Here is an 18,319-nt window from a genome sequence, read left to right on the forward strand (position 1 = left end):
GCAAAAACCCGCCGCGCGCCGTGAAGCGCGTGCGGGTCCGCCGCAAACCGGCACCCATCGAAACGAAGCGCCGCACGCACGCACGGGCCTGCGCCGCTTCGCTGCGTCGCGAGGCGAAGCGGACGCCGCTCCTCGCGACGGTTGCCGCGCCTAGCTGTTCGCGAACGCGAGCAGGTCCGCGTTCACCTTGTCGGCCTCGACGACGCACATCCCGTGCGCGCCGCCCGCATAGACCTTCAGCGTCGCGTCCTTGACGATCTTCGCGGACGCGCGGCCCGCCGCGTCGATCGGCACGATCTGGTCGTCGTCGCCGTGCAGGATCAGCGTCGGCACGTCGATCTTCTTCAGGTCGTCCGTGTAGTCGACCTCGGAGAACTCGCGGATGCACAGATAGTGGCCATGGATGCCGCCGGCCATCCCCTGCGCCCAGAACGCGTCGATCGTGCCTTGCGACACCTTCGCGCCCGGCCGGTTGAAGCCGAAGAACGGCATCGCGAGATCCTTGTAGAACTGCGAGCGGTTGTCCGCGACGCCCTTGCGGATGCCGTCGAACACGTCGAGCGGCAGGCCGCCGGGGTTCGCCTCGGTCTTCAGCATCAGCGGCGGCACCGCGCCGATCAGCACCGCCTTCGCCACGCGCTTCGAGCCGTGGCGGCCCAGATAATGCGCGACCTCGCCGCCGCCGGTCGAGTGGCCGACCAGCATCGCGTCCTTCACGTCGAGGTGGTCGAGCACCGCGGCGAGATCGTCCGCATAGGTGTCCATGTCGTTGCCGTTCGACGGCTGGCCCGAGCGGCCGTGTCCGCGCCGGTCGTGCGCGATCACGCGAAAGCCGTTCAGCAGCATGAACTGAAGTTGGGGATCCCAGGCATCTCCACTCAGCGGCCAGCCGTGCGAAAACACGACCGGGCGGCCGGCGCCCCAGTCGCGGTAGAAGATCGACGTGCCATCCTGGGTAGTGATCGTTGACATCGAATGCTCTCCTTGTTGACGCATGGAATACCGGCCAGTCGCGGCGGACCGGCCGGCGGCGGTGGAAACATCGGGACTTCGGGAGTGGGGGCGACGCGGGCGTCGCGTGCTGCGCTTTCGTTGCGTCGCTGCTGGGGTAACGACCTGCGCGACGTCCGCGCGGATGCGGTGCGGCTTGCGTTCGCGCGAACGCGGGTTGCGACCGGGACGGCGGATGCGATGCCGTCCGCATGGACCGTCCGCGAACGATGCATCGTTGCATCGGGCAGACTGGACGAATCGGCCACCGGTCGCGGCGGGCGGCGGTTTGCCGATGCGTCGCCGCCCGTGCTGCCCTCACCGCATTCTAGGCGACGCGCGCGCAGTGCGTGCGAAACTTTGACGACCGCTGCCGGCGCGAACGCGCCGCGAGGGTCGCCATCGCGGCGCGGCATCCGGATGCGATGCCGTTCGTTGCCCCGTCGTTGTGCCGCGCGCTGCAATGAATAGATCAATCGATCATTTAGCGGCGCGACGGCCCGTTGCTACGATAGCCCGCTGTCCGGCGAAGTCGGACGAAGTCGGACGAATTCCGTCGCAACCGTCGCAACGATAAAGGCCGATCGTGACGCTTTCATTGCCCGTTCCATTTCTGTGCGCCGCCGTTCTGCATCGCGATGCGGCCGGCCTTCGCGCGCAAGCCGCCGATGCCGGCGCCGCTGCATCCGCACGCACGATCGTGCCGCGCACGCGCGTTTCGTTGCACGCAGCGCGGATGTTCGTCCGCAGCGTGTTGCCGTTTGCAACGCGGGGGCGTTCATGAAGCGCGCGCCATCACGCGAACGGCATCGCGAACACGCCGCCGCGCCTTCGACTCCCGCTTCTGTTGCCGCGCCCACTCCCGCCTCGCCGCGCCGCCGCCGGATGCTCGGCGGCCTCGCGGGCGGCGCGCTGCTCGCGCCCGCGTTGAAACCCGCGCTCGCAGCGGCCGCCGATCCGCGCGCCACGCTGCTCTCCCCCGAACCGTGGACGCTGACGCCCGGCGAGCCGCTGCTCGCGTCGCCGTACGGCTTGCCCGCGCAGGCCGAGCACGACGTAATCCGCCGCGCCGCGCGTCCGCCCGCGCTGCCCGGCTCCGGCTCGTCGATGACGCCGCTCGCGGACCTCGTCGGCAGCATCACGCCGAACGGCCTCGTGTACGAGCGGCATCACGCGGGCGTGCCGAAGATCGACCCGGACCAGCACCGGCTCGCGGTTCACGGCCTCGTGAAGCAGCCGCTGCTGTTCACGATCGACGACTTGCTGCGGCTGCCGTCCGAATCGCGCGTGCATTTCCTCGAATGCTCGGGCAACACCGGCAGCGAATGGCGCGGGCCGAGCGGCCTGCCGATCCAGTACACGCACGGGCTGCTGTCGTGCTGCGAATGGACCGGCGTGCGGCTGTCGACGCTGCTCGACGAAACCGGCATCGCTCCGTCCGCGCAATGGCTGCTGGCCGAGGGCGCGGACGGCGCGGCGATGACGCGCAGCCTGCCGCTCGACCGCATCCTCGAACGCGCGCTCGTCGTCTATGCGCAGAACGGCGAGCGGCTGCGGCCCGAGAACGGTTATCCGCTGCGGCTCTTCGTGCCGGGCTTCGAAGGCAACACGCATGTGAAGTGGCTGCGGCGTCTGAAGCTGATCCGCGCGCCGGAGATGACGCGCGAGGAAACGTCGAAATACACGAGCCTGCTGCCCGACGGCTGCGCGCGGCAGTTCGTGTTCGAGATGGACGCGAAGTCGGTCATCACGCGGCCGTCGCCGGGCCACCGGCTGACGACGCGCGGTTATTACGCGATCAGCGGGCTCGCATGGTCCGGGCGTGGCAGGATCGAGCGCGTGGAGGTGTCCGCGGACGGCGGCCGCACGTGGCGCGCCGCGCGTCTCGCCGGCCCGGTCCACGACCGCGCGCTGACGCGCTTCGAAGCGGACTGGCAATGGGACGGCGGCCCGGCGCAACTGCAAAGCCGCGCGACCGACGAGACCGGCTACGTGCAGCCAACCCGCGAGGCGCTGGTCGCCGCGCGCGGCGTGAACACGATGTACCACTACAACGGCATCCAGAGCTGGCGTGTCGGCGCCGATGGCGAGGTGCGCAATGCGTAAACCGCTTATCCGCCTTATCCGCCAACGGGCGCGCTTCGCCGCCGTTGCCGCCCTGCTCCCGGCGCTGTATGCGACGCACGCATGGGCGGGTTACGGCATCGGCGCGCCGGTCACCGAGGCGGCGCTCGCCGGCTGGAACATCGACGTCGCGCCGGACGGCCACGGGCTGCCCGCCGGGGCCGGCGACGTCGCGCACGGCAAGGACGTGTTCGCCGCGAAGTGCGCGATGTGCCACGGCGCGATGGGCCAGGGCGGCGTCGGCGACCCGCTCGTCGGCGGGCGCGGCACGCTCGCCGCCGACAAGCCGCTGAAGACGGTCGGCAGCTACTGGCCGTATGCGACGACGCTGTTCGACTACATCCGCCGCGCGATGCCGTACAACGCGCCGCAGTCGCTGTCCGCCGACGACGTGTATGCGGTCAGCGCGTATCTGCTGTATCTGAACGGCGTGGTGCCGGACTCGACGCGGCTCGACGCGAAGTCGCTGCCGAAGGTGAAGATGCCGAACCGCGACGGCTTCGTGGCGGACCCGCGGCCGGGCGCGCTGTAGTGCTTCGAGCGCCGTCGCGCGATGCGGCGCGGATCGATGCGCTACGCGACGACGATATCGACGCCGACCTCGTGCAGCAGGTCGCGCAGCCTTTCGGCCTGTTCCATGCGCGCGCCGCTGCGCAGATGAATCCGCAGCGACTGCCCCGCGATGCCGTCGATCGGACGCGCCAGCCACAGTTCGATCGCGAGGCCGAGCCCGTCCGGCTGACGGTCGCTGACGGGTTCGATGACGCGCGGTTTGAAACAGGCGGATTCGGACATGATGAAGACCTGGTCGGGACTGGGGTCTTGCCATCGTAGTCACGCTCTCGCACGCGGCCAAGCGACAAATCCGCGTATGCAAATCACCGCGCGCTTAGCACGAACCGCGCTTTTCACCGGACGATTTATTGGTTCGTCGTGTCCGACCCGGCTGCTAAGTTGGCGCCTGTGCCGCGGCCGGGCCGCGGCGCCGATAACGACATTCGCAACACATCACGGATACCACAGGCTCGCCTCATGAAACTCAGGACTCTCGCTACGTGGCTCGTCGCATTGACGGCCGCGATCTCCGGCGTCGCGCACGCCGACCGCCTCGACGACATCCGGAAAGCCGGCGTGCTGCGCGTCGCGACGTTCGACAGCAACCCGCCGTTCGGTTTCGTCGATCCCGCGACGAACCACATCGTCGGCCTCGACGTCGATTATGCGAAGGCGCTCGCGGACAAGCTCGGCGTGAAGCTCGAACTGCAGCCGACGAACCCGGCGAACCGCATTCCGTTCCTCACGTCGAGGAAGGTCGATCTGGTGCTCGCGAACTTCACGATCACCGACGAACGCGCGAAGCAGGTCGATTTCAGCATCCCGTATTTCTCGTCGGGCCAGCAGTTCCTCGCGAAAAAAGGCGTGCTGAAGTCGCCGGACCAGATCAACGGGCTGCGCATCGGCGTCGACAAGGGCACGACGAACGAGATCGCGGTGCGCGACCAGTTCCCGCAGGCGACGCTCGTCGCGTACGACGACACCCCGTTCGCGTTCGCGGCGCTGCGCACGGGCAACGTGCAGGCGATCACCCAGGACGGCCCGAAGCTCGTCGGCCTGCTCGCGAACGTGCCGGATCGGCAGAACTACGAGATTCCGGCGTTCTCGATCACGAAGGACTACATGGGCGTCGGCATCCCGAAGGGCGAGCCGCGCCTGACCTCGTTCGTGAACGACACGCTGCGCGGCCTGGAAGCGGACGGCTCGGCGGTGACGATCTACAACCGCTGGTTCGGCCCGCAGACGAAAACGCCGCTGCCGCGCCTGTTCAGGATCGGCGACAAGGTCTGATGCGGATCCCCGCTTGAGCCGCTGGAGAGCCGCCGCGCGGCGCTCCGCCACGACGGGCACGCGACGCGTGCCCGTTGCCGTTTTCGCGCTTTCTTTAGCGTTCCCGATTCGACCGGAATTCAGACGATGCAGGATTGGCTCGCTCCCAGATATTTGCTGTGGCTGTGGCAGGGGTTCGGCGTCACGGTCGGCCTCGCGTCGTGCGCGGGGGTTGCCGCGACGTTCGGCGGCTTCGTGCTCGCGCTCGCCGGCGATGCGCGCTGGCGCGTCGCGCGCCATGCGGTCGCCGCGTATGTCGTCGCGTTTCGCAACACGCCGCTGCTCGTGCAACTGCTGTTCTGGTATTTCGGCGCGGCGACGCTGCTGCCCGAAACCGCGATGCAATGGCTCAACGCCGTGCACGTGATCCACGTCGGCGGCTGGTCGCTGCGCTGGCCGTCGTTCGAATTCGTCGCGGGGTTCATCGGCCTCGCGTGCTACACCGCCGCGTTCGTCGCGGAGGAGTTTCGCGCGGGGATCGCCGGGGTCCCGGCCGGGCAGCGGCACGCCGCGTTCGCGCTCGGGCTCACGCCGTTGCAGACGTTCCGCCACGTCGTGCTGCCGCAGGCGGTGCGCATCTCGCTGCCGCCGCTGTTCGGCCAGTACATGAACCTCGTGAAGAACTCGTCGCTGACGATGGCGATCGGGCTGGCGGAACTGTCGTATGCGTCGCGCCAGGTCGAGACCGAAACGTTCAAGACATTCGAGGCGTTCGGCGTCGCGACCGTGCTGTACATCGGCGCGGTCGCGGTGATCGAGGCCGTGTCGCACGTGCTCGCGCATGCGCGCGACCGTTCGCTCGCGAGGCGCTGACATGCCCTGGCAACTGTTCGTCAACAACCTGCCGTACCTGCTGGTCGGCCCGTTCCCCGAAGGGCCGCTCGGCGGCGCGGCGCTGACGCTGGTGCTGGCGTTGACGTCCGCGATCGTGTCCGGCGTGCTCGGGCTCGGACTCGGCGTCGCGCTCGCGCTGGCCGGCCCGTTCGCCCGCGTGCCGCTGCTGCTCGCGATCGGCTTCTTCCGCGCGATTCCGGTGATCATGCTGATCTTCTGGACGTACTTCCTGCTGCCGATGATCTTCCACATCGACGTGCCGGGGCTCGCGACGGTCGTCTGCGCGCTGTCGCTGATCGGCGGCGCGTATCTCGCGCATTCGGTCCACGCGGGGATTCGCGCGGTCGGCGACGCGCAGTGGCAGGCCGGGCTGTCGCTCGGCTTCACGCGCTTCGACGCGCTGCGCTACGTGGTGCTGCCGCAGGCGATCCGGATCATGGCGCCGTCGTTCGTGAACCAGTGGGTGTCGCTCGTGAAGGACACGTCGCTCGCGTACATCGTCGGCGTGGGCGAACTGTCGTTCGTCGCGACCCAGGTGAACAACCGGCTGATGATCTATCCGATCCCGATCTTCCTGTTCGTCGGGTTCCTGTACCTCGTGCTGTGCACCGCGCTCGACCGCACCGCGAAATACTGGCTCGGCCGCGCGCGGCGGCCTGCCGCGCGGACCGGCGCGCTCGCGCGAGCCGCGGGCGATTGAGCGCGATTGAGCGCGACACACGGCTCCGCGACATGGTGTGATCCCGTTCCGCCAGGCCACGCGATCCGGCGCGGCGCGTGGCACACTGGAATGCCTCGTTGGGCACCGGAGACGCGGATGGAACGCCTGTTCATCGATCGCCGCGACGCCGGCCGGCAGCTCGCGGAACGTCTGGGCGCATGGGCCGGCCGCGACGACGTCGTCGTGCTCGGACTGCCGAGAGGCGGCGTGCCGGTCGCGTTCGAGGTCGCCGCCGCGCTCGGCGCGCCGCTCGACGTGCTGCCGGTGTGCAAGGTCCGTATGCCGTGGCAGCCGGAACTGGCGCTCGGCGCGCTGTCGTCGAACGGCGCGCAATACATCGATCATCGGATGGTCCGCGAATCGGGCATCGCGCCTTCCCGGCTGGACGAGGAACTGGAGAAGGCGCGCGAAGAACTCGCGCGGCGCGAGGCGCTTTATCGCGGCGGGCGGGCGCTGGCGCCGGTCGCGGGAAGGATCGCGATCGTCGTCGACGACGGGATGGCGACCGGCGCGGCGCTAAAGGCGGCCGCGCTGGCGCTCGCGCCGCTGCGGCCCGCGCGGATCGTCGCGGCGTTGCCCGTGGCCCCTGCCGACGGGCCGCGCCGGGTCGGCGACGCGGTCGACGAACTCGTCTGCGTGCAGATGCCGCCGAACTTCATGAGCGTCGGACAGTTCTATCGCGACTTCGAGCAGACCAGCGACGGCGAGGTGAACGAACTGCTGGAGCGGGCCGCGGGCCGGCGCTGCGCGGGTTGAAACAGCGCATGCGGCGCATGCGTCGCGCGTCGCCATGCGGCGGCGCGGGCGACCGGACGCGCGCCGCCTGTGCGTGAGTTATCGCGCGCCATCGCAACTATCGCAATGGATTCGCCGCGTGCGGGCCGACGACCGTCCGCCACAACCGCACGCGCCAATGCGAGATCAGCCCGGCCTTCACGTACGGATCCTCGCGTGCGAATGCTTCCGCCGCCGCCGGCGAGCCGCCTTCGAACAGCAGCACCGCGCCGTCGACCGGATCGGCGAGCGCGCCCGCGAGCAGCAGTTCGCCGCGCTCCGCCGCCGCCCACGCATACGCGAGATGCTCGTCGCGGTAATCGCCGCGGCGCGCCAGGTAGTCGTCGGACACTTCGTACATCAACAGGTAGTGCATCAGGCCTCCTCGTCGCCGGGTCGGTTGGCGATCGTCACGATGATACCGCCGCGCGATTGGCGACATTCGCGGCAGCCCCGGGCAATCGCCCGATACGGCCTCGGGACAACCCCTGTCAACCGAAGCCGCTTCCGCCCCGTTTTGAATACGGCTTTGCCATAATGGTTGCGGCGATGGGCACGACAGACCGGTTCCGCCCGCGCACGACTACCGACAACATCGATATCCCATGGAGCAAACGATGAAGATTCAGTCCGTTCTCGCCGCAATCGTGCTCGGCGGCGTGCTGGCCGCGCCGGCGTTCGCGCAGACCGCCGCGCCGGCGAACAGCCAGCAGTCGAAGATGAAGACCTGCAACACGCAGGCCGCCGGCAAGAAAGGCGACGACCGCAAGGCGTTCATGAAGCAGTGCCTGTCGGCGGACGGCGGCGCGGCCGATACGGCCACGATGACCCCGCAGCAGCGCATGAAGGCGTGCAACACGCAGGCCGCCGACAAGAAGGGCGACGACCGCAAGGCGTTCATGAAGCAGTGCCTGTCCACCAAGAGCTGATCGCGGCGACGCGGCGCGCATCGCGCAGGCGCGCCGTTCGACGTTCGCCCGGCACGGCCGCTTTTGCGGCCGGCTCACCGCTTCCTTACGCGCGATCGCGCGGCATCCCTCCTCCCGTTTGTCCCCCCTGCAAAACCCGCCGCGGCCAGCCCGCCGTTTTTCTCCTATGATGGCGCAAGCGGCGGCCCTCGATTCGAACGACACAGACAACAGCCATCGGCCGCCGGCTTGACGTTGATGCCGCAGGCATCGAACGGAGGCGCAGATGGCATGGAGACACAAGAACCGCTGGTTTCGCCGCTGGCTGCTGGTGATCGTCTTCTGGCTGGTGCCGGTGATGATCGTCGCGGTACGCGAGATCCAGGAGGAAATGGCGTACAACCGCGCGGACCTTCAGGCGGCCCTGACCACGTGGACGTTCACCGACGCCGAGCGCGCCGCGGGTGCGCCCGCGCGCTGCCGCGGCCTGCCGGATGCCGCGCGCGCGGCCGGCTGCCCGCCGTCGGTGCTCGCGGCGAACGCGCCGCGCCATCAGACGGCGCTCGACGAATACGCGGTGCGGCGCGCGACGCTCGCGCGTTACCTGTGGCACGCGTTCGTCGGCTACTGGGTCGTGCCGGCGGCCGCGCTGCTCGCGATCGGCGTCGTGCTCGGCGGCGTGAAGCGCGCGCTGCGGCGGCCGCCGGCGACGGGTGCCGCGCACGAACATCACTGATCCGCCTGCCGCCCCGTCTGTCGTCCCATCTGTCGTCCGGCTCGCATGCCGTGCGGGCATTCGCCGCCCGCGCGACATTGCGGCCGTCCGCCCGCTTCGCGCGACACCGTCAGCGCACGCTTTCGCTGCGCCACCTCAAGCTGCCGCGACAACGCACCGTGCTATAACCGAAGCCCCGCCGCCCAGGCGCGAACCAGTCGGCTGCGCGAACGATCGCGCGGACGACGGTCGTGGCGACGGCTCTCGGCAAACCCACACGGAGAAGAAGATGCAAAGACGTAGCTTCCTTCTGAAGACCTCGGCCGCGCTCGCGGCGGCAGGCGTCGCGCTCGCCGGCTGCACGACGACGACCGATCAACCGGCCAGCGCGTCGACGAACGAATCGCGCCGCCGCTCGATCAATGCGGCCGTCGACGGCACGATGTCGCGTCTGTTCGAGACGGTACCCGGCTCGCGCGAACTGGTCGGCAAGTCGCGCGGCGTGCTCGTGTTCCCGCAGGTGATCCAGGCGGGTTTCGTGGTCGGCGGCCAGCACGGCGACGGCGCGCTGCGCGTCGGCGGCCGCACCGAAGGTTACTTCAGCACGACGTCCGCGTCGGTCGGCGCGCAGATCGGCGTGCAGTCGAAGTCGATCATCTATCTGTTCATGACGCAGGACGCGCTGGAACGCTTCCGCAAGTCCGACGGCTGGTCGGCGGGCGGCGATGCGTCGGTTGCGCTCGTGAAGGCCGGCGCGAACGGCGCGATCGACACGACCACCGCGACAAGCCCGGTCGAAGTGTTCGTGCTGACGAACACCGGGCTGATGGGCGACCTGTCGCTGTCCGGCACGAAGATCACGCGGCTGCCGATCTGAACGCGGGTTCGCCGCCGCGTTCGTCCGCGCGCCGGGGCGGCTCTGCGCCGCTCAGCTCGCGGACGTGTCGATCACCTTGAAGCGCGAGCGTTTCGCCGCGCGGATCACCGTCTGATACGCGTCCACGTATTCCCGCGCCATCCGGTGCGACGTGAAGCGTTCCTCGAAACGCCGCCGCACGCCCGCGCGCGGCACCCGGTCGAGCCGGTTCACCGCGGCGACCGCGCCGATCTCGTCCTCGACGATGAAGCCGGTCACGCCCTCCTCGACCACCTCCGGCACCGCGCCGCGATTGAACGCGATCACCGGCGTGCCGCACGCCATCGCCTCGATCAGCACGAGGCCGAACGGCTCCGGCCAGTCGATCGGAAACAGCAGCGCATGCGCGCCGGACAGGAATGCCGCTTTTTCGTCATCCGAAATCTCGCCGATGAACTCGACGTCCGGCAGCGCGAACAGCGGCTTGATCTTGCGTTCGAAATACTCGCGGTCGGCCTCGTCGACCTTCGCGGCGATCCGGATCGGCAGCCCGCAGCGCTGCGCGATGCGAATCGCGGTATCGACGCGTTTTTCCGGCGAGATGCGGCCGAGGAACGCCAGATAACGAGGCTCGACCGGCTGCGGCGTGTACAGGTGCTCGGGCAGCCCGTGATAGACGGTTTTCAGCCACTTCGCCTGCGGCATCGGCTGGCGTTGCGCGTTCGAGATCGAGATCACCGGCGCGGTATCGAACGTGTCGAACACCGGCTGCTGCTCGGGCAGATCGAGGCGGCCATGCAGCGTCGTCACGAACGGCGTTTCCTGGCGCTTGAACACCGAAAACGAGTAGTAGTCCATGTGGAAATGCAGCACGTCGAACTGGCGGGCCTGGCGGCGCACCAGTTCCATCAGCAGCATGTGCGGCGCGACGCGGTCGCGGATGCCCGGATCGAGCCGCAGCGCGCGCGGCCATACCGCTTCGAGCTTCGCGCTCGTGACCGAGTCGCCGCTCGCGAACAGCGTGACGTCGTGGCCCAGATCCACCAGCGCCTCGGTGATGTACGACACCGCGCGCTCGGTCCCGCCGTACAGCTTCGGCGGCACGGATTCGGTCAGCGGGGCGATCTGCGCAATTCTCATCGATGTCTCCAGGAAACGGGCCGGGTCCGCGCGGTCGATGCGGGGTGGTTTCCGGTCCGAGGTCGCGCCAGGGGGCGGGACCGCCATCCGGAAGCGTGATTCCGGGGCCGGATTCGCGCCCGGCCTGCCGCGCGGCGGCAAGCGTCCATTATTCGGGAACGCGGGCCGAAACGCCGCCGGTCTTTCAATTGCTATACGGAGTTACACGCGGAAACATGTTGCAGCGCAAGCTCAGCGCGCCGGCCACTTCCACGGCGGCAGGTCGAGCGAATCGGCGTTGGCGAGCGAGGTTGCGCCCAGCCGGCGTTCGAGCACGACCGGCTGGCTCGCCGCGTCGCGCTCCAGCGCCGCGACGAGCCGCGGCGCGTGCGACACCACCAGCACCTGCGACGCCTCGGCGGCCTGCGCGGTCAGCGCGAGCAGCCGCAGCGCGCGATACAGGTTCGACTTGCCGCTGCCGTTCGGGCCGGTGACGACGTTCAGCGGGCCGAGCGGCACGATCAGTTCGCGCAGCGAGCGGTAGTTGGCGATGGCGAGCGTGACGGGAAAAGCCGGCGCGGACGATGGGCGGATGCTACGCGAATCCACGCCGTACGGCGATGCGTTGCTCCCCTGCGTTTGCGCGGCGTGCCCGTGCGTCGCCGCTCACCGCTGCGGCTGCGACATCTGCCCCGGATGCGGCACGCTGCGCAGATCGTGCAGGAACGAGTCGCGCCACACGCCGAGATCGTTGCGCCTCAGCGCCTCCATGTTCGTCTCGTAACGCGCCTGGCGCTCGGCCAGCGGCATCGACAGCGCGCGCTGCAACGCCTCGCACATTCCGAGCGCGTCGTGCGGATTCACGAGCAGCGCGCCGCTCAGTTCGGCCGCCGCGCCCGCGAACACCGACAGCACCAGCACGCCCGGATCGGACGGATTCTGCGCGGCGACGTACTCCTTCGCGACGAGGTTCATCCCGTCGTGCAGCGGCGTGACGAAGCCGACCTGCGACTCGCGGAACAGCGACATCAGCTTCCAGCGGTCGTACTGCTGGCTCAGATAGCGGATCGGCGTGTAGTCGAGCCCGGAATAACGGCCGTTGATGCGCCCTGCCTCGCCCTCCAGTTCCTCGCGGATGTTGCGGTACGTCGCGACGTCCGAGCGCGTCGGCGGCGCGATCTGCACGAGCGTCACGTTGCCCCGCCATTCGGGCGAGCGTTCGAGCAACTGCTCGAACGCCTTGAAGCGTTCGACCAGCCCTTTCGAATAATCGAGCCGGTCGACGCTCATGATCAGCTTGCGCCCTTCGAGGCTCTGCTTCAGGTCGAGCACGTGCTGGCGGCTTTCGTAGCGTTTGGCCTGCTCGGCGATCTCGTCCGGGAACACGCCGATCCGGTACACGCCGGTGCGCAGCCTGCGCCCGAACGCTTCGACGTCGCCGTGCTCGCCCTCTTCGCCGACGGCGCCGCGCGCGCTGCGGACGATGTAGTCGTGGAACGCCTGCTGGTCGTTGCGGGTCTGGAAGCCGAGCAGGTCGTAACAGCACAGCGACTTCACCAGTTCCTCGTGCGGCGGGATCGTCTGCAACACCTGCGGCGACGGAAACGGAATGTGCAGGAAAAAGCCAATCCGGTTTGTCACGCCTTCCGAGCGCAAGGCTTCCGCGAACGGAATCAGGTGGTAGTCGTGGACCCACACGATGTCGTCCGGGTCGATCAGCTTCATGAGCTTGTGCGCGAGCCACGCGTTCACGCGCCGGTAACCCGCGTATTCGTCGCGCTCGTAACGCGCGAGGTCGTTGCGGTAGTGGAACACCGGCCACAGCGTCGCGTTCGAAAAACCCCGGTAGTATTGGTCGTAGTCCTTGCGCGTGAGGCCGACGGTCGCGAACGTGACCGGGCCGTCCTGTTCGAGCGTCGGCCCGGCGTTCGCGACCGTCTCGCTGACCACGTCGCCGCTCCAGCCGAACCACACGCCGCCGGTGTCCTTCAGCGCGCCGAACACGCCGACCGCGAGTCCGCCGGCCGAGCCCTTCGTTTCGGTCGGCGTCGCGACGCGGTTCGACACGACTATCAATCTGCCCATCTTGCTCCTCCGGTTGTCGGACGCGGCCGTCGCCGACGGCGAACGTGCCCGTCCGGGCGGGTCGCGCGCAGCCGCCGCTGTTGCGCCCGCGGCGGCCCGACCGCCGCGATGCCGCGCGCCCGCTTCGTTCGTTATGCGCCGCGCGGGCTGGCGCCGGCGGCGTCGACCGGCACGGCCTCGCGGTTGCTCTGGCTCGTGCCGCTCAACGGGTCCGCCTCGGTGTGCGCCGCGGTGCTCGACGCGGCCGGTCCCTCGCTGCGTCGCGCCCCGCCCGGCAATCCGCCCGCGCTGCTCTCCCGTTCCGCCGACACCTCCGCGCGGGCGCGCGGCAGGAACTGCGGATACTGCTCGTTCACGAAGGTCAGCAGCCCTTCGCGCACGCGGCAGCGCAGATCCCAGTTCAGCCCCGAGTTCTCCGAGCTGACCAGCACGCGCAACTGCATCGCGCGTTCGTTCGCGTCGGTGACCTGCAGCACCTGCACGCGCCGGTCCCATTCGGGCGCGCCCTCGACGATCCGCGCCAGTTCCTCGCGCAGCGGCGCGAGCGGCATCCGGTAGTCGAGCCACAGGAACACCGAGCCGATGATCTGCGAACTGCTGCGGGTCCAGTTCTGAAACGGGTTCTCGATGAACCACTGCAACGGCACGACGAGCCGCCGCTGGTCCCAGATCCGCACCGACACGTAGGTGCCGGTGATCTCCTCGATGCGCCCCCACTCGCCCTGGATCACGACCACGTCGTCGAGCCGGATCGGCTGCGACAGCGCGATCTGCAACCCCGCGATCAGGTTGCCCAGCACGGGCCGTGCCGCGATACCGGCGACCAGACCGGCGACCCCCGCCGACGCGAGCAGGCTCGCGCCGATCTGACGCACGTTCGGGAAGGTCATCAGCCCCGCGCCCAGCCCGACGATCACGATCACCACCATCACCGAGCGCGCGAGCACGCGCGCCTGCGTGTGGATGGCGCGGGCCTGGAGGTTGTCGGCAATGTCGAGCGGATGCGCGGCGATGATCGCGTCGCCGATCGCGGCCGCGCAGCGCACCGACAGCCACGTGATCGCGGCGATCAGCGCGAACGCGGCGACGTCGCGCAGCGTCGTCACGAAGTGCAGTTCGTCCGGCGCCTGCCACAGCACGAATTCGAGCGCGAGGACGATCATCACGCCGAGCGACGGCCGGTTGATATAGCGGACGAACAGGCTGATCTGCGGATACGGCCGCGCGACGCGCCGGATCACGCGGCCGCCGACCCAGTGCACGGCGATCGCGAACAGCACGCCGAGGGCGGCGACGAACGATGCGCCGAGCCACGTTTTCAGCGGCGCGTCCGCGATGCGGGCGAGGTCGTCGACGGTCAGAAGCATCGTGGCCTTTTCCTCCAGAGGCGGGACTCGTGGAAACGGCGCGGGCGCCTGGCCCGGCACGAAGCGGTTGGCTGGCGGCGCGGCGCGTCTGTCTCGCGTTCGCGGCCGCCGGCCGGTGCGCCGCGCGGTTCGCGGCGGATGATGCGGTGTGGCTGTTACGGTGAAGCTGGCGGGTCATGCGCTCCGCCGCGCGGCGGCCCGGAGCGTCAAGCGTCAGCTACCGGACTTGCACGGAAACGCCCTGCCGAGGCCCAGCGACACCGCGGTGCTCGCATTGTAGCCCGCGACGTTCGGATTCTCCGCGATGTACTTGCGGACCGCGTCGGTCAACTGCGCGGAACGGGCGTCCGGCGGCAGGCAGAAATACTGGCCGACGCGTGGGCCGGTCGTGCCGCCGATCGCGTCGATCGTGTTGAACACGCCGTCCGCCGCGCCTTCGACGTAGGCCGCGCACGCCGCGCGCGACGCGACGTCGGTTTTCATGCAAAGCCGGTTCAGGTCGGACGCCGTGAACGCGAACGCCGAAACCGGCAACGCGAATGCGGCCGCGCAAAGCAAAGCCCGTAGCATGAACTCTCCCCTTTCGATACGTATGGTCCGGAGCGGCGCGATCGTTCGATCGGCATCAAGCGGCCCGCCCCGGCGGCAATCTGGTTATTTTGCACCGTTTTGCGGCGCTGCCGCACCGGCGTCCGCCGGCACGCCCATCCGCGCGGACAGCCCCTTGATCACGTCCGGCGCGCGGTAGTGCTTCGCGAAGTCGAGCGCGTTCAGGCCGATCTGGTTCTTCACGTTCAGGTCCGCGCCGTTGTCCAGCAGGATCTTCACGGTCGTCACGTGGTTGCCGCGCGCGGCCATCATCAGCGGCGTCGTGCCGTTCGGCGAACCGGCATCGACGTAGGCCGAGTTGTCGAGCAGCAATTGCACGATGTCGTCGTTGCCGTTCGACGCCGCGTAGTGCAGCGGCGCCCAGCCCTTCTTGTTCACTTCGGCGTCCTTCGAGATCAGCAGCTTCACGAGGTCGATGTCGCCGTTCAGCGCGGCGAGCATCATCGCGTTCTCGCCCGCGCGGTCCTCGGCCTCGATGTTCGTCTTCGGGTTCGCGACCAGCAGCGCGGCGACCTTGTCCGATTTCTCGCGCGCGGCCAGCACGAGGAGCGGCATGCCCTGTTCGTCGGTCGCGTTCGGGTCCATTCCGCCCGCGAGGTCCTTCGACACGGCCCGGTCGTCGTCGAACTTGACCGCCTTCACGAGCGAGTCGAGCGACGCCGCGTGCGCGGGAGCCGCCGCGAACAGCGCGCCAGCGAGGCCGAGCGCGACCGACGCGGCGAGCGCGCGGCGCATGAAACCGGAGCGGGAAGCCGAAGCAGCGGCGGAATGCGGAATCATCTTCATATTTTGCCTTAACTCTATACCGTATTATGCTGAATTCAAAAGATTATTGGCAGCAGACGGTTACGCGCGCACCGGCGCCGGGATCCTGAACAGCCGGAAAAAGTTCTGCGTCGTCGCATCCGCGAGTTCGGCGTCGGTGAGGGCGCGCTGCTGCGCAATGAATCTTCCGACATAGCTGACGTACGCAGGTTCATTGGGCTTGCCGCGATACGGAACCGGCGCAAGGTACGGCGAATCGGTTTCGATCAGCAGCCGGTCGAGCGGCACGCGGCGCGCGACGTCCTGCACGTCGGTCGCGCTCTTGAACGTAACGATCCCGGACAGCGAAATGTAGAAGTTCTGCGCGAGCGCCCGTTCGGCGATCGGCCACGGCTCGGTGAAGCAGTGCATCACGCCGCCCGGCACGCCCGCGCGCTCCTCGTCCATGATCCGCAGCGTGTCGTCCGACGCCGCGCGCGTGTGGATGATGAGCGGCTTCGACGTCGCGTGCGCGGCGCGGATGTGGGTGCGAAAACGCTCGCGCTGCCACTCCATGTCCGCGATCGTGCGCTCGCCGAGCCGGTAATAGTCGAGCCCCGTCTCGCCGATCGCGACGACCTTCGGATGCGCGGCCAGTTCGACCAGCTCCGCGACGGACGGCTCCTGCGCGTCCTCGTGGTCCGGATGCACGCCGACCGACGCATACACGTTGTCGTAACGCGCGGCGATGTCGAGCACGGACGGCAGCGTCTCCAGATCGACCGACACACAGAGCGCGTGCGTGACCGAATGGCTGCGCATGTTGTCGAGCACCTGCGGCAGCCGGTCGGCGAGACCTTCGAAATTGATGTGGCAATGCGAATCGACGAACATGGGCGGACCTGCGATGGGGTTGCGGTTGACGACGTTACCAGCCGGCTCGGCCGGACTCACGCGGCGTCGAGCCGCTTGCCGAGGATCACGAGATCGCGCTCGACGCCGTCGAGCACCGCGACGCGCGGCAGCGTGCCCCACGCGTCGAAGCCGAAGCTGCGGAACAGGCGCACGCTCGGCTCATTGTGGCCGAACACGAAGCCGAGCACCGTATGGATGTCGAGCCCCGGCGCGGCGTCGAGCGCGGCGGCCAGCAATTGGCGGCCGAGCCCCTTGCCGCGCGCGGCCTCGTCCAGATAGATGCTGACTTCCGACGTGTGCCGGTACGCGGGCCGGCCATAGAAGTCCGAGAAGCTGAGCCACGCGATCACGCGGCCGCCGTCCTCGACGACCCACAGCGGCCGCTTCGCCGGCCCGTGCGCGTCGAACCACGCGCGCCGGCTGTCGACGCTGACCGGTTCGAGGTCGGCGGTGACCAGCCGGGACGGCACGGTCGAGTTGTAGATGGCGACGATCGCGGGCAGATCGTCGAGGGTGGCGTCGCGGTAGGCAAGCGTCATGGTGCAGTCGGGTTTGACGAGGGCGGCGTCACGCGAACAGCTCGCGGTAGCCGAGAAACAGTTCTTCGAACACGAGCCGCGCGTTCAGCGGATGGTTTTCGACCGCGCGCTGGCGCGTGATGGTCTTCGTGTAGCGCGCGAGCGCGGCCGGATCGAGTGCGCCGGCGCAGCGCGCAAGCGCGGCGCCGGCCTGCGGGAAATAACGCGGCCGGCCGGCGGTCCGCTCGGCCAGCAGATCGTACAGCCAGCGTTGCAGCCAGCCGAGCACGAGCGGCACCGGCAGCTTCTGCAAGGTTTCGCCGCACGCGAATGCGTCGCACGCGGCGCCGGACGCCAGTTGCGCGAGCGTCCAGTCGCGCAGCGCGCGGCTGTCGTCGTGCGCGAGCGCGAGCGCCGCGAGCGGCGCGCCGCCGGCCTCCGCGAGCAGCGTACCCGCGTCGCCGACGCCCTGTGCGGCGAGCCACGCCTGCGCGGCCTGCGGCGACGGCGTGCCCATCGGCCACTGGCGGCAGCGGCTGATGATCGTCGGCAGCAGCCGGTCGATCCGCGCGGACACCAGCAGGAACACGACGCCGGCCGGCGGTTCTTCGAGCGTTTTGAGCAGCGCGTTCGCGGCGGCGACGTTCAGCGCCTCGGCCGGATACAGCACGACGACCCGCATCCCGCCGCGGTGCGAGCCGACGCCGCTGAAGTCCAGCAGCGCGCGCACCTGCTCGATGCGGATTTCCTTGCTCGGCGCGCGGGTTTTTTTCGCGTCGTCGCCGTCGCCCTTGTCCGCTTTCTCGGCCTTGTCGTCGGCCGGCGCGGCGCCGGTCTCGGCGGCGAGCGCCTCCGGCACGACGATCCGGTAGTCCGGATGATTGCCCTGCGAGAACCAGCCGCACGCGGCGCAGCGGCCGCACGGCTCGCCGTTCGGCAACGGCGACTCGCACAGCAGCCCCTGCGCGAGATGCTTCGCGAAATGCAGCTTGCCGATGCCGGCCTGGCCGTGCAGCAGCAGCGCATGCGGCCAGTGGCTGCGTAGCTGCTGCAAGCGGGTCCAGTCATCGGTTTGCCATGGGTAAATCATGTCAGATCAGCAGGTTAGCAGCAAAATTTGAAGTTTCACGCGAACTGGAGCGGCCGCGAGAAAGAA

At 69.1% G+C, this 18,319-nt stretch carries 20 protein-coding genes and 1 pseudogene; 9 read left to right on the forward strand and 12 right to left on the reverse strand.

Annotation, left to right across the window (positions count from 1 at the left end):
* Positions 1 to 150 precede the first annotated feature (150 nt).
* Positions 151 to 1,137 (reverse strand): alpha/beta fold hydrolase, encoded by a 987-nt coding sequence (locus tag BLV92_RS09475; protein WP_373681824.1) that lies wholly within the window; start codon positions 1,135 to 1,137, stop codon positions 151 to 153.
* A 738-nt stretch (positions 1,138 to 1,875) separates the two neighbouring features.
* Between BLV92_RS09475 and soxC the strand changes: the two genes are divergently transcribed.
* Positions 1,876 to 3,096 (forward strand): sulfite dehydrogenase, encoded by a 1,221-nt coding sequence (gene soxC / locus BLV92_RS09480; protein WP_090544361.1) that lies wholly within the window; start codon positions 1,876 to 1,878, stop codon positions 3,094 to 3,096.
* Positions 3,089 to 3,646 carry a c-type cytochrome gene (locus BLV92_RS09485; protein ID WP_090544363.1) on the forward strand — a complete coding sequence of 186 codons (558 nt, stop codon included), beginning with the start codon at positions 3,089 to 3,091 and terminating at the stop codon, positions 3,644 to 3,646. The genes soxC and BLV92_RS09485 overlap by 8 nt, the downstream gene beginning before the upstream one ends.
* A gap of 41 nt (positions 3,647 to 3,687) precedes the next feature.
* Here the strand turns inward: BLV92_RS09485 and BLV92_RS09490 are convergent, their stop codons facing one another.
* On the reverse strand, positions 3,688 to 3,909 hold the full coding sequence (locus tag BLV92_RS09490) for a hypothetical protein (protein WP_090544365.1): 222 nt from the start codon (positions 3,907 to 3,909) through the stop codon (positions 3,688 to 3,690).
* Positions 3,910 to 4,146: 237 nt separating this feature from the next.
* On the opposite strand from BLV92_RS09490, the gene BLV92_RS09495 reads away from it, so the two are divergent.
* From BLV92_RS09495 to BLV92_RS09510, 4 genes are all read left to right on the forward strand, one after another.
* A complete protein-coding gene (locus BLV92_RS09495) occupies positions 4,147 to 4,959 on the forward strand; it encodes an ABC transporter substrate-binding protein (RefSeq protein ID WP_090544367.1) in 813 nt (270 codons plus the stop codon).
* A gap of 126 nt (positions 4,960 to 5,085) precedes the next feature.
* Positions 5,086 to 5,811: an amino acid ABC transporter permease gene (locus BLV92_RS09500; protein ID WP_090544369.1), complete on the forward strand. Its 726-nt coding sequence runs from the start codon at positions 5,086 to 5,088 to the stop codon at positions 5,809 to 5,811.
* Between the two features lies 1 nt (position 5,812).
* Positions 5,813 to 6,532, forward strand: a complete 720-nt coding sequence (locus tag BLV92_RS09505) for an amino acid ABC transporter permease (protein WP_090546959.1) — start codon at positions 5,813 to 5,815, stop codon at positions 6,530 to 6,532.
* Between the two features lie 117 nt (positions 6,533 to 6,649).
* Entirely contained in the window at positions 6,650 to 7,309 is a 660-nt protein-coding gene (locus BLV92_RS09510; protein WP_090544371.1) for a phosphoribosyltransferase, read from the forward strand.
* A gap of 97 nt (positions 7,310 to 7,406) precedes the next feature.
* Here BLV92_RS09510 and BLV92_RS09515 read toward each other — a convergent pair whose 3' ends face one another.
* A complete protein-coding gene (locus BLV92_RS09515; protein WP_090544373.1) occupies positions 7,407 to 7,703 on the reverse strand; it encodes a YciI-like protein in 297 nt (98 codons plus the stop codon).
* A gap of 241 nt (positions 7,704 to 7,944) precedes the next feature.
* Between BLV92_RS09515 and BLV92_RS09520 the strand changes: the two genes are divergently transcribed.
* The 3 genes from BLV92_RS09520 to BLV92_RS09530 all read left to right on the forward strand — a co-directional run bounded on the left by BLV92_RS09520 (position 7,945) and on the right by BLV92_RS09530 (position 9,827).
* A complete protein-coding gene (locus BLV92_RS09520) occupies positions 7,945 to 8,256 on the forward strand; it encodes a PsiF family protein (protein WP_090546961.1) in 312 nt (103 codons plus the stop codon).
* 265 nt (positions 8,257 to 8,521) lie between these two features.
* On the forward strand, positions 8,522 to 8,971 hold the full coding sequence (locus tag BLV92_RS09525; protein WP_090544375.1) for a hypothetical protein: 450 nt from the start codon (positions 8,522 to 8,524) through the stop codon (positions 8,969 to 8,971).
* Between the two features lie 268 nt (positions 8,972 to 9,239).
* Positions 9,240 to 9,827: a BPSL1445 family SYLF domain-containing lipoprotein gene (locus tag BLV92_RS09530; protein ID WP_090544377.1), complete on the forward strand. Its 588-nt coding sequence runs from the start codon at positions 9,240 to 9,242 to the stop codon at positions 9,825 to 9,827.
* 51 nt (positions 9,828 to 9,878) lie between these two features.
* Here the strand turns inward: BLV92_RS09530 and BLV92_RS09535 are convergent, their stop codons facing one another.
* The 9 genes and pseudogenes from BLV92_RS09535 to BLV92_RS09575 form a co-directional block, all read right to left on the reverse strand.
* On the reverse strand, positions 9,879 to 10,946 hold the full coding sequence (locus BLV92_RS09535) for a glycosyltransferase family 4 protein (RefSeq protein WP_090544379.1): 1,068 nt from the start codon (positions 10,944 to 10,946) through the stop codon (positions 9,879 to 9,881).
* Between the two features lie 402 nt (positions 10,947 to 11,348).
* Positions 11,349 to 11,519, reverse strand: a pseudogene (locus tag BLV92_RS33070) (AAA family ATPase); the annotation flags it as partial.
* A 72-nt stretch (positions 11,520 to 11,591) separates the two neighbouring features.
* Entirely contained in the window at positions 11,592 to 13,010 is a 1,419-nt protein-coding gene (gene otsA / locus BLV92_RS09545; RefSeq protein ID WP_090544383.1) for an alpha,alpha-trehalose-phosphate synthase (UDP-forming), read from the reverse strand.
* A gap of 131 nt (positions 13,011 to 13,141) precedes the next feature.
* On the reverse strand, positions 13,142 to 14,377 hold the full coding sequence (locus BLV92_RS09550; protein ID WP_090544385.1) for a mechanosensitive ion channel family protein: 1,236 nt from the start codon (positions 14,375 to 14,377) through the stop codon (positions 13,142 to 13,144).
* Between the two features lie 213 nt (positions 14,378 to 14,590).
* Positions 14,591 to 14,947 carry a Rap1a/Tai family immunity protein gene (locus BLV92_RS09555; RefSeq protein WP_090544387.1) on the reverse strand — a complete coding sequence of 119 codons (357 nt, stop codon included), beginning with the start codon at positions 14,945 to 14,947 and terminating at the stop codon, positions 14,591 to 14,593.
* 84 nt (positions 14,948 to 15,031) lie between these two features.
* On the reverse strand, positions 15,032 to 15,766 hold the full coding sequence (locus BLV92_RS09560; protein ID WP_243842723.1) for an ankyrin repeat domain-containing protein: 735 nt from the start codon (positions 15,764 to 15,766) through the stop codon (positions 15,032 to 15,034).
* A 66-nt stretch (positions 15,767 to 15,832) separates the two neighbouring features.
* Positions 15,833 to 16,624 (reverse strand): TatD family hydrolase, encoded by a 792-nt coding sequence (locus BLV92_RS09565; protein ID WP_090544391.1) that lies wholly within the window; start codon positions 16,622 to 16,624, stop codon positions 15,833 to 15,835.
* A 56-nt stretch (positions 16,625 to 16,680) separates the two neighbouring features.
* A complete protein-coding gene (locus BLV92_RS09570) occupies positions 16,681 to 17,184 on the reverse strand; it encodes a GNAT family N-acetyltransferase (protein ID WP_090544393.1) in 504 nt (167 codons plus the stop codon).
* 28 nt (positions 17,185 to 17,212) lie between these two features.
* The gene (locus BLV92_RS09575; RefSeq protein WP_090544396.1) at positions 17,213 to 18,253 is read right to left on the reverse strand and encodes a DNA polymerase III subunit delta'; all 1,041 of its coding nucleotides are present in this window, start codon (positions 18,251 to 18,253) and stop codon (positions 17,213 to 17,215) included.
* Positions 18,254 to 18,319 lie beyond the last annotated feature (66 nt).

The sequence above is a fragment of the Paraburkholderia caballeronis genome (genome assembly GCF_900104845.1).
Classification (GTDB): domain Bacteria; phylum Pseudomonadota; class Gammaproteobacteria; order Burkholderiales; family Burkholderiaceae; genus Paraburkholderia; species Paraburkholderia caballeronis.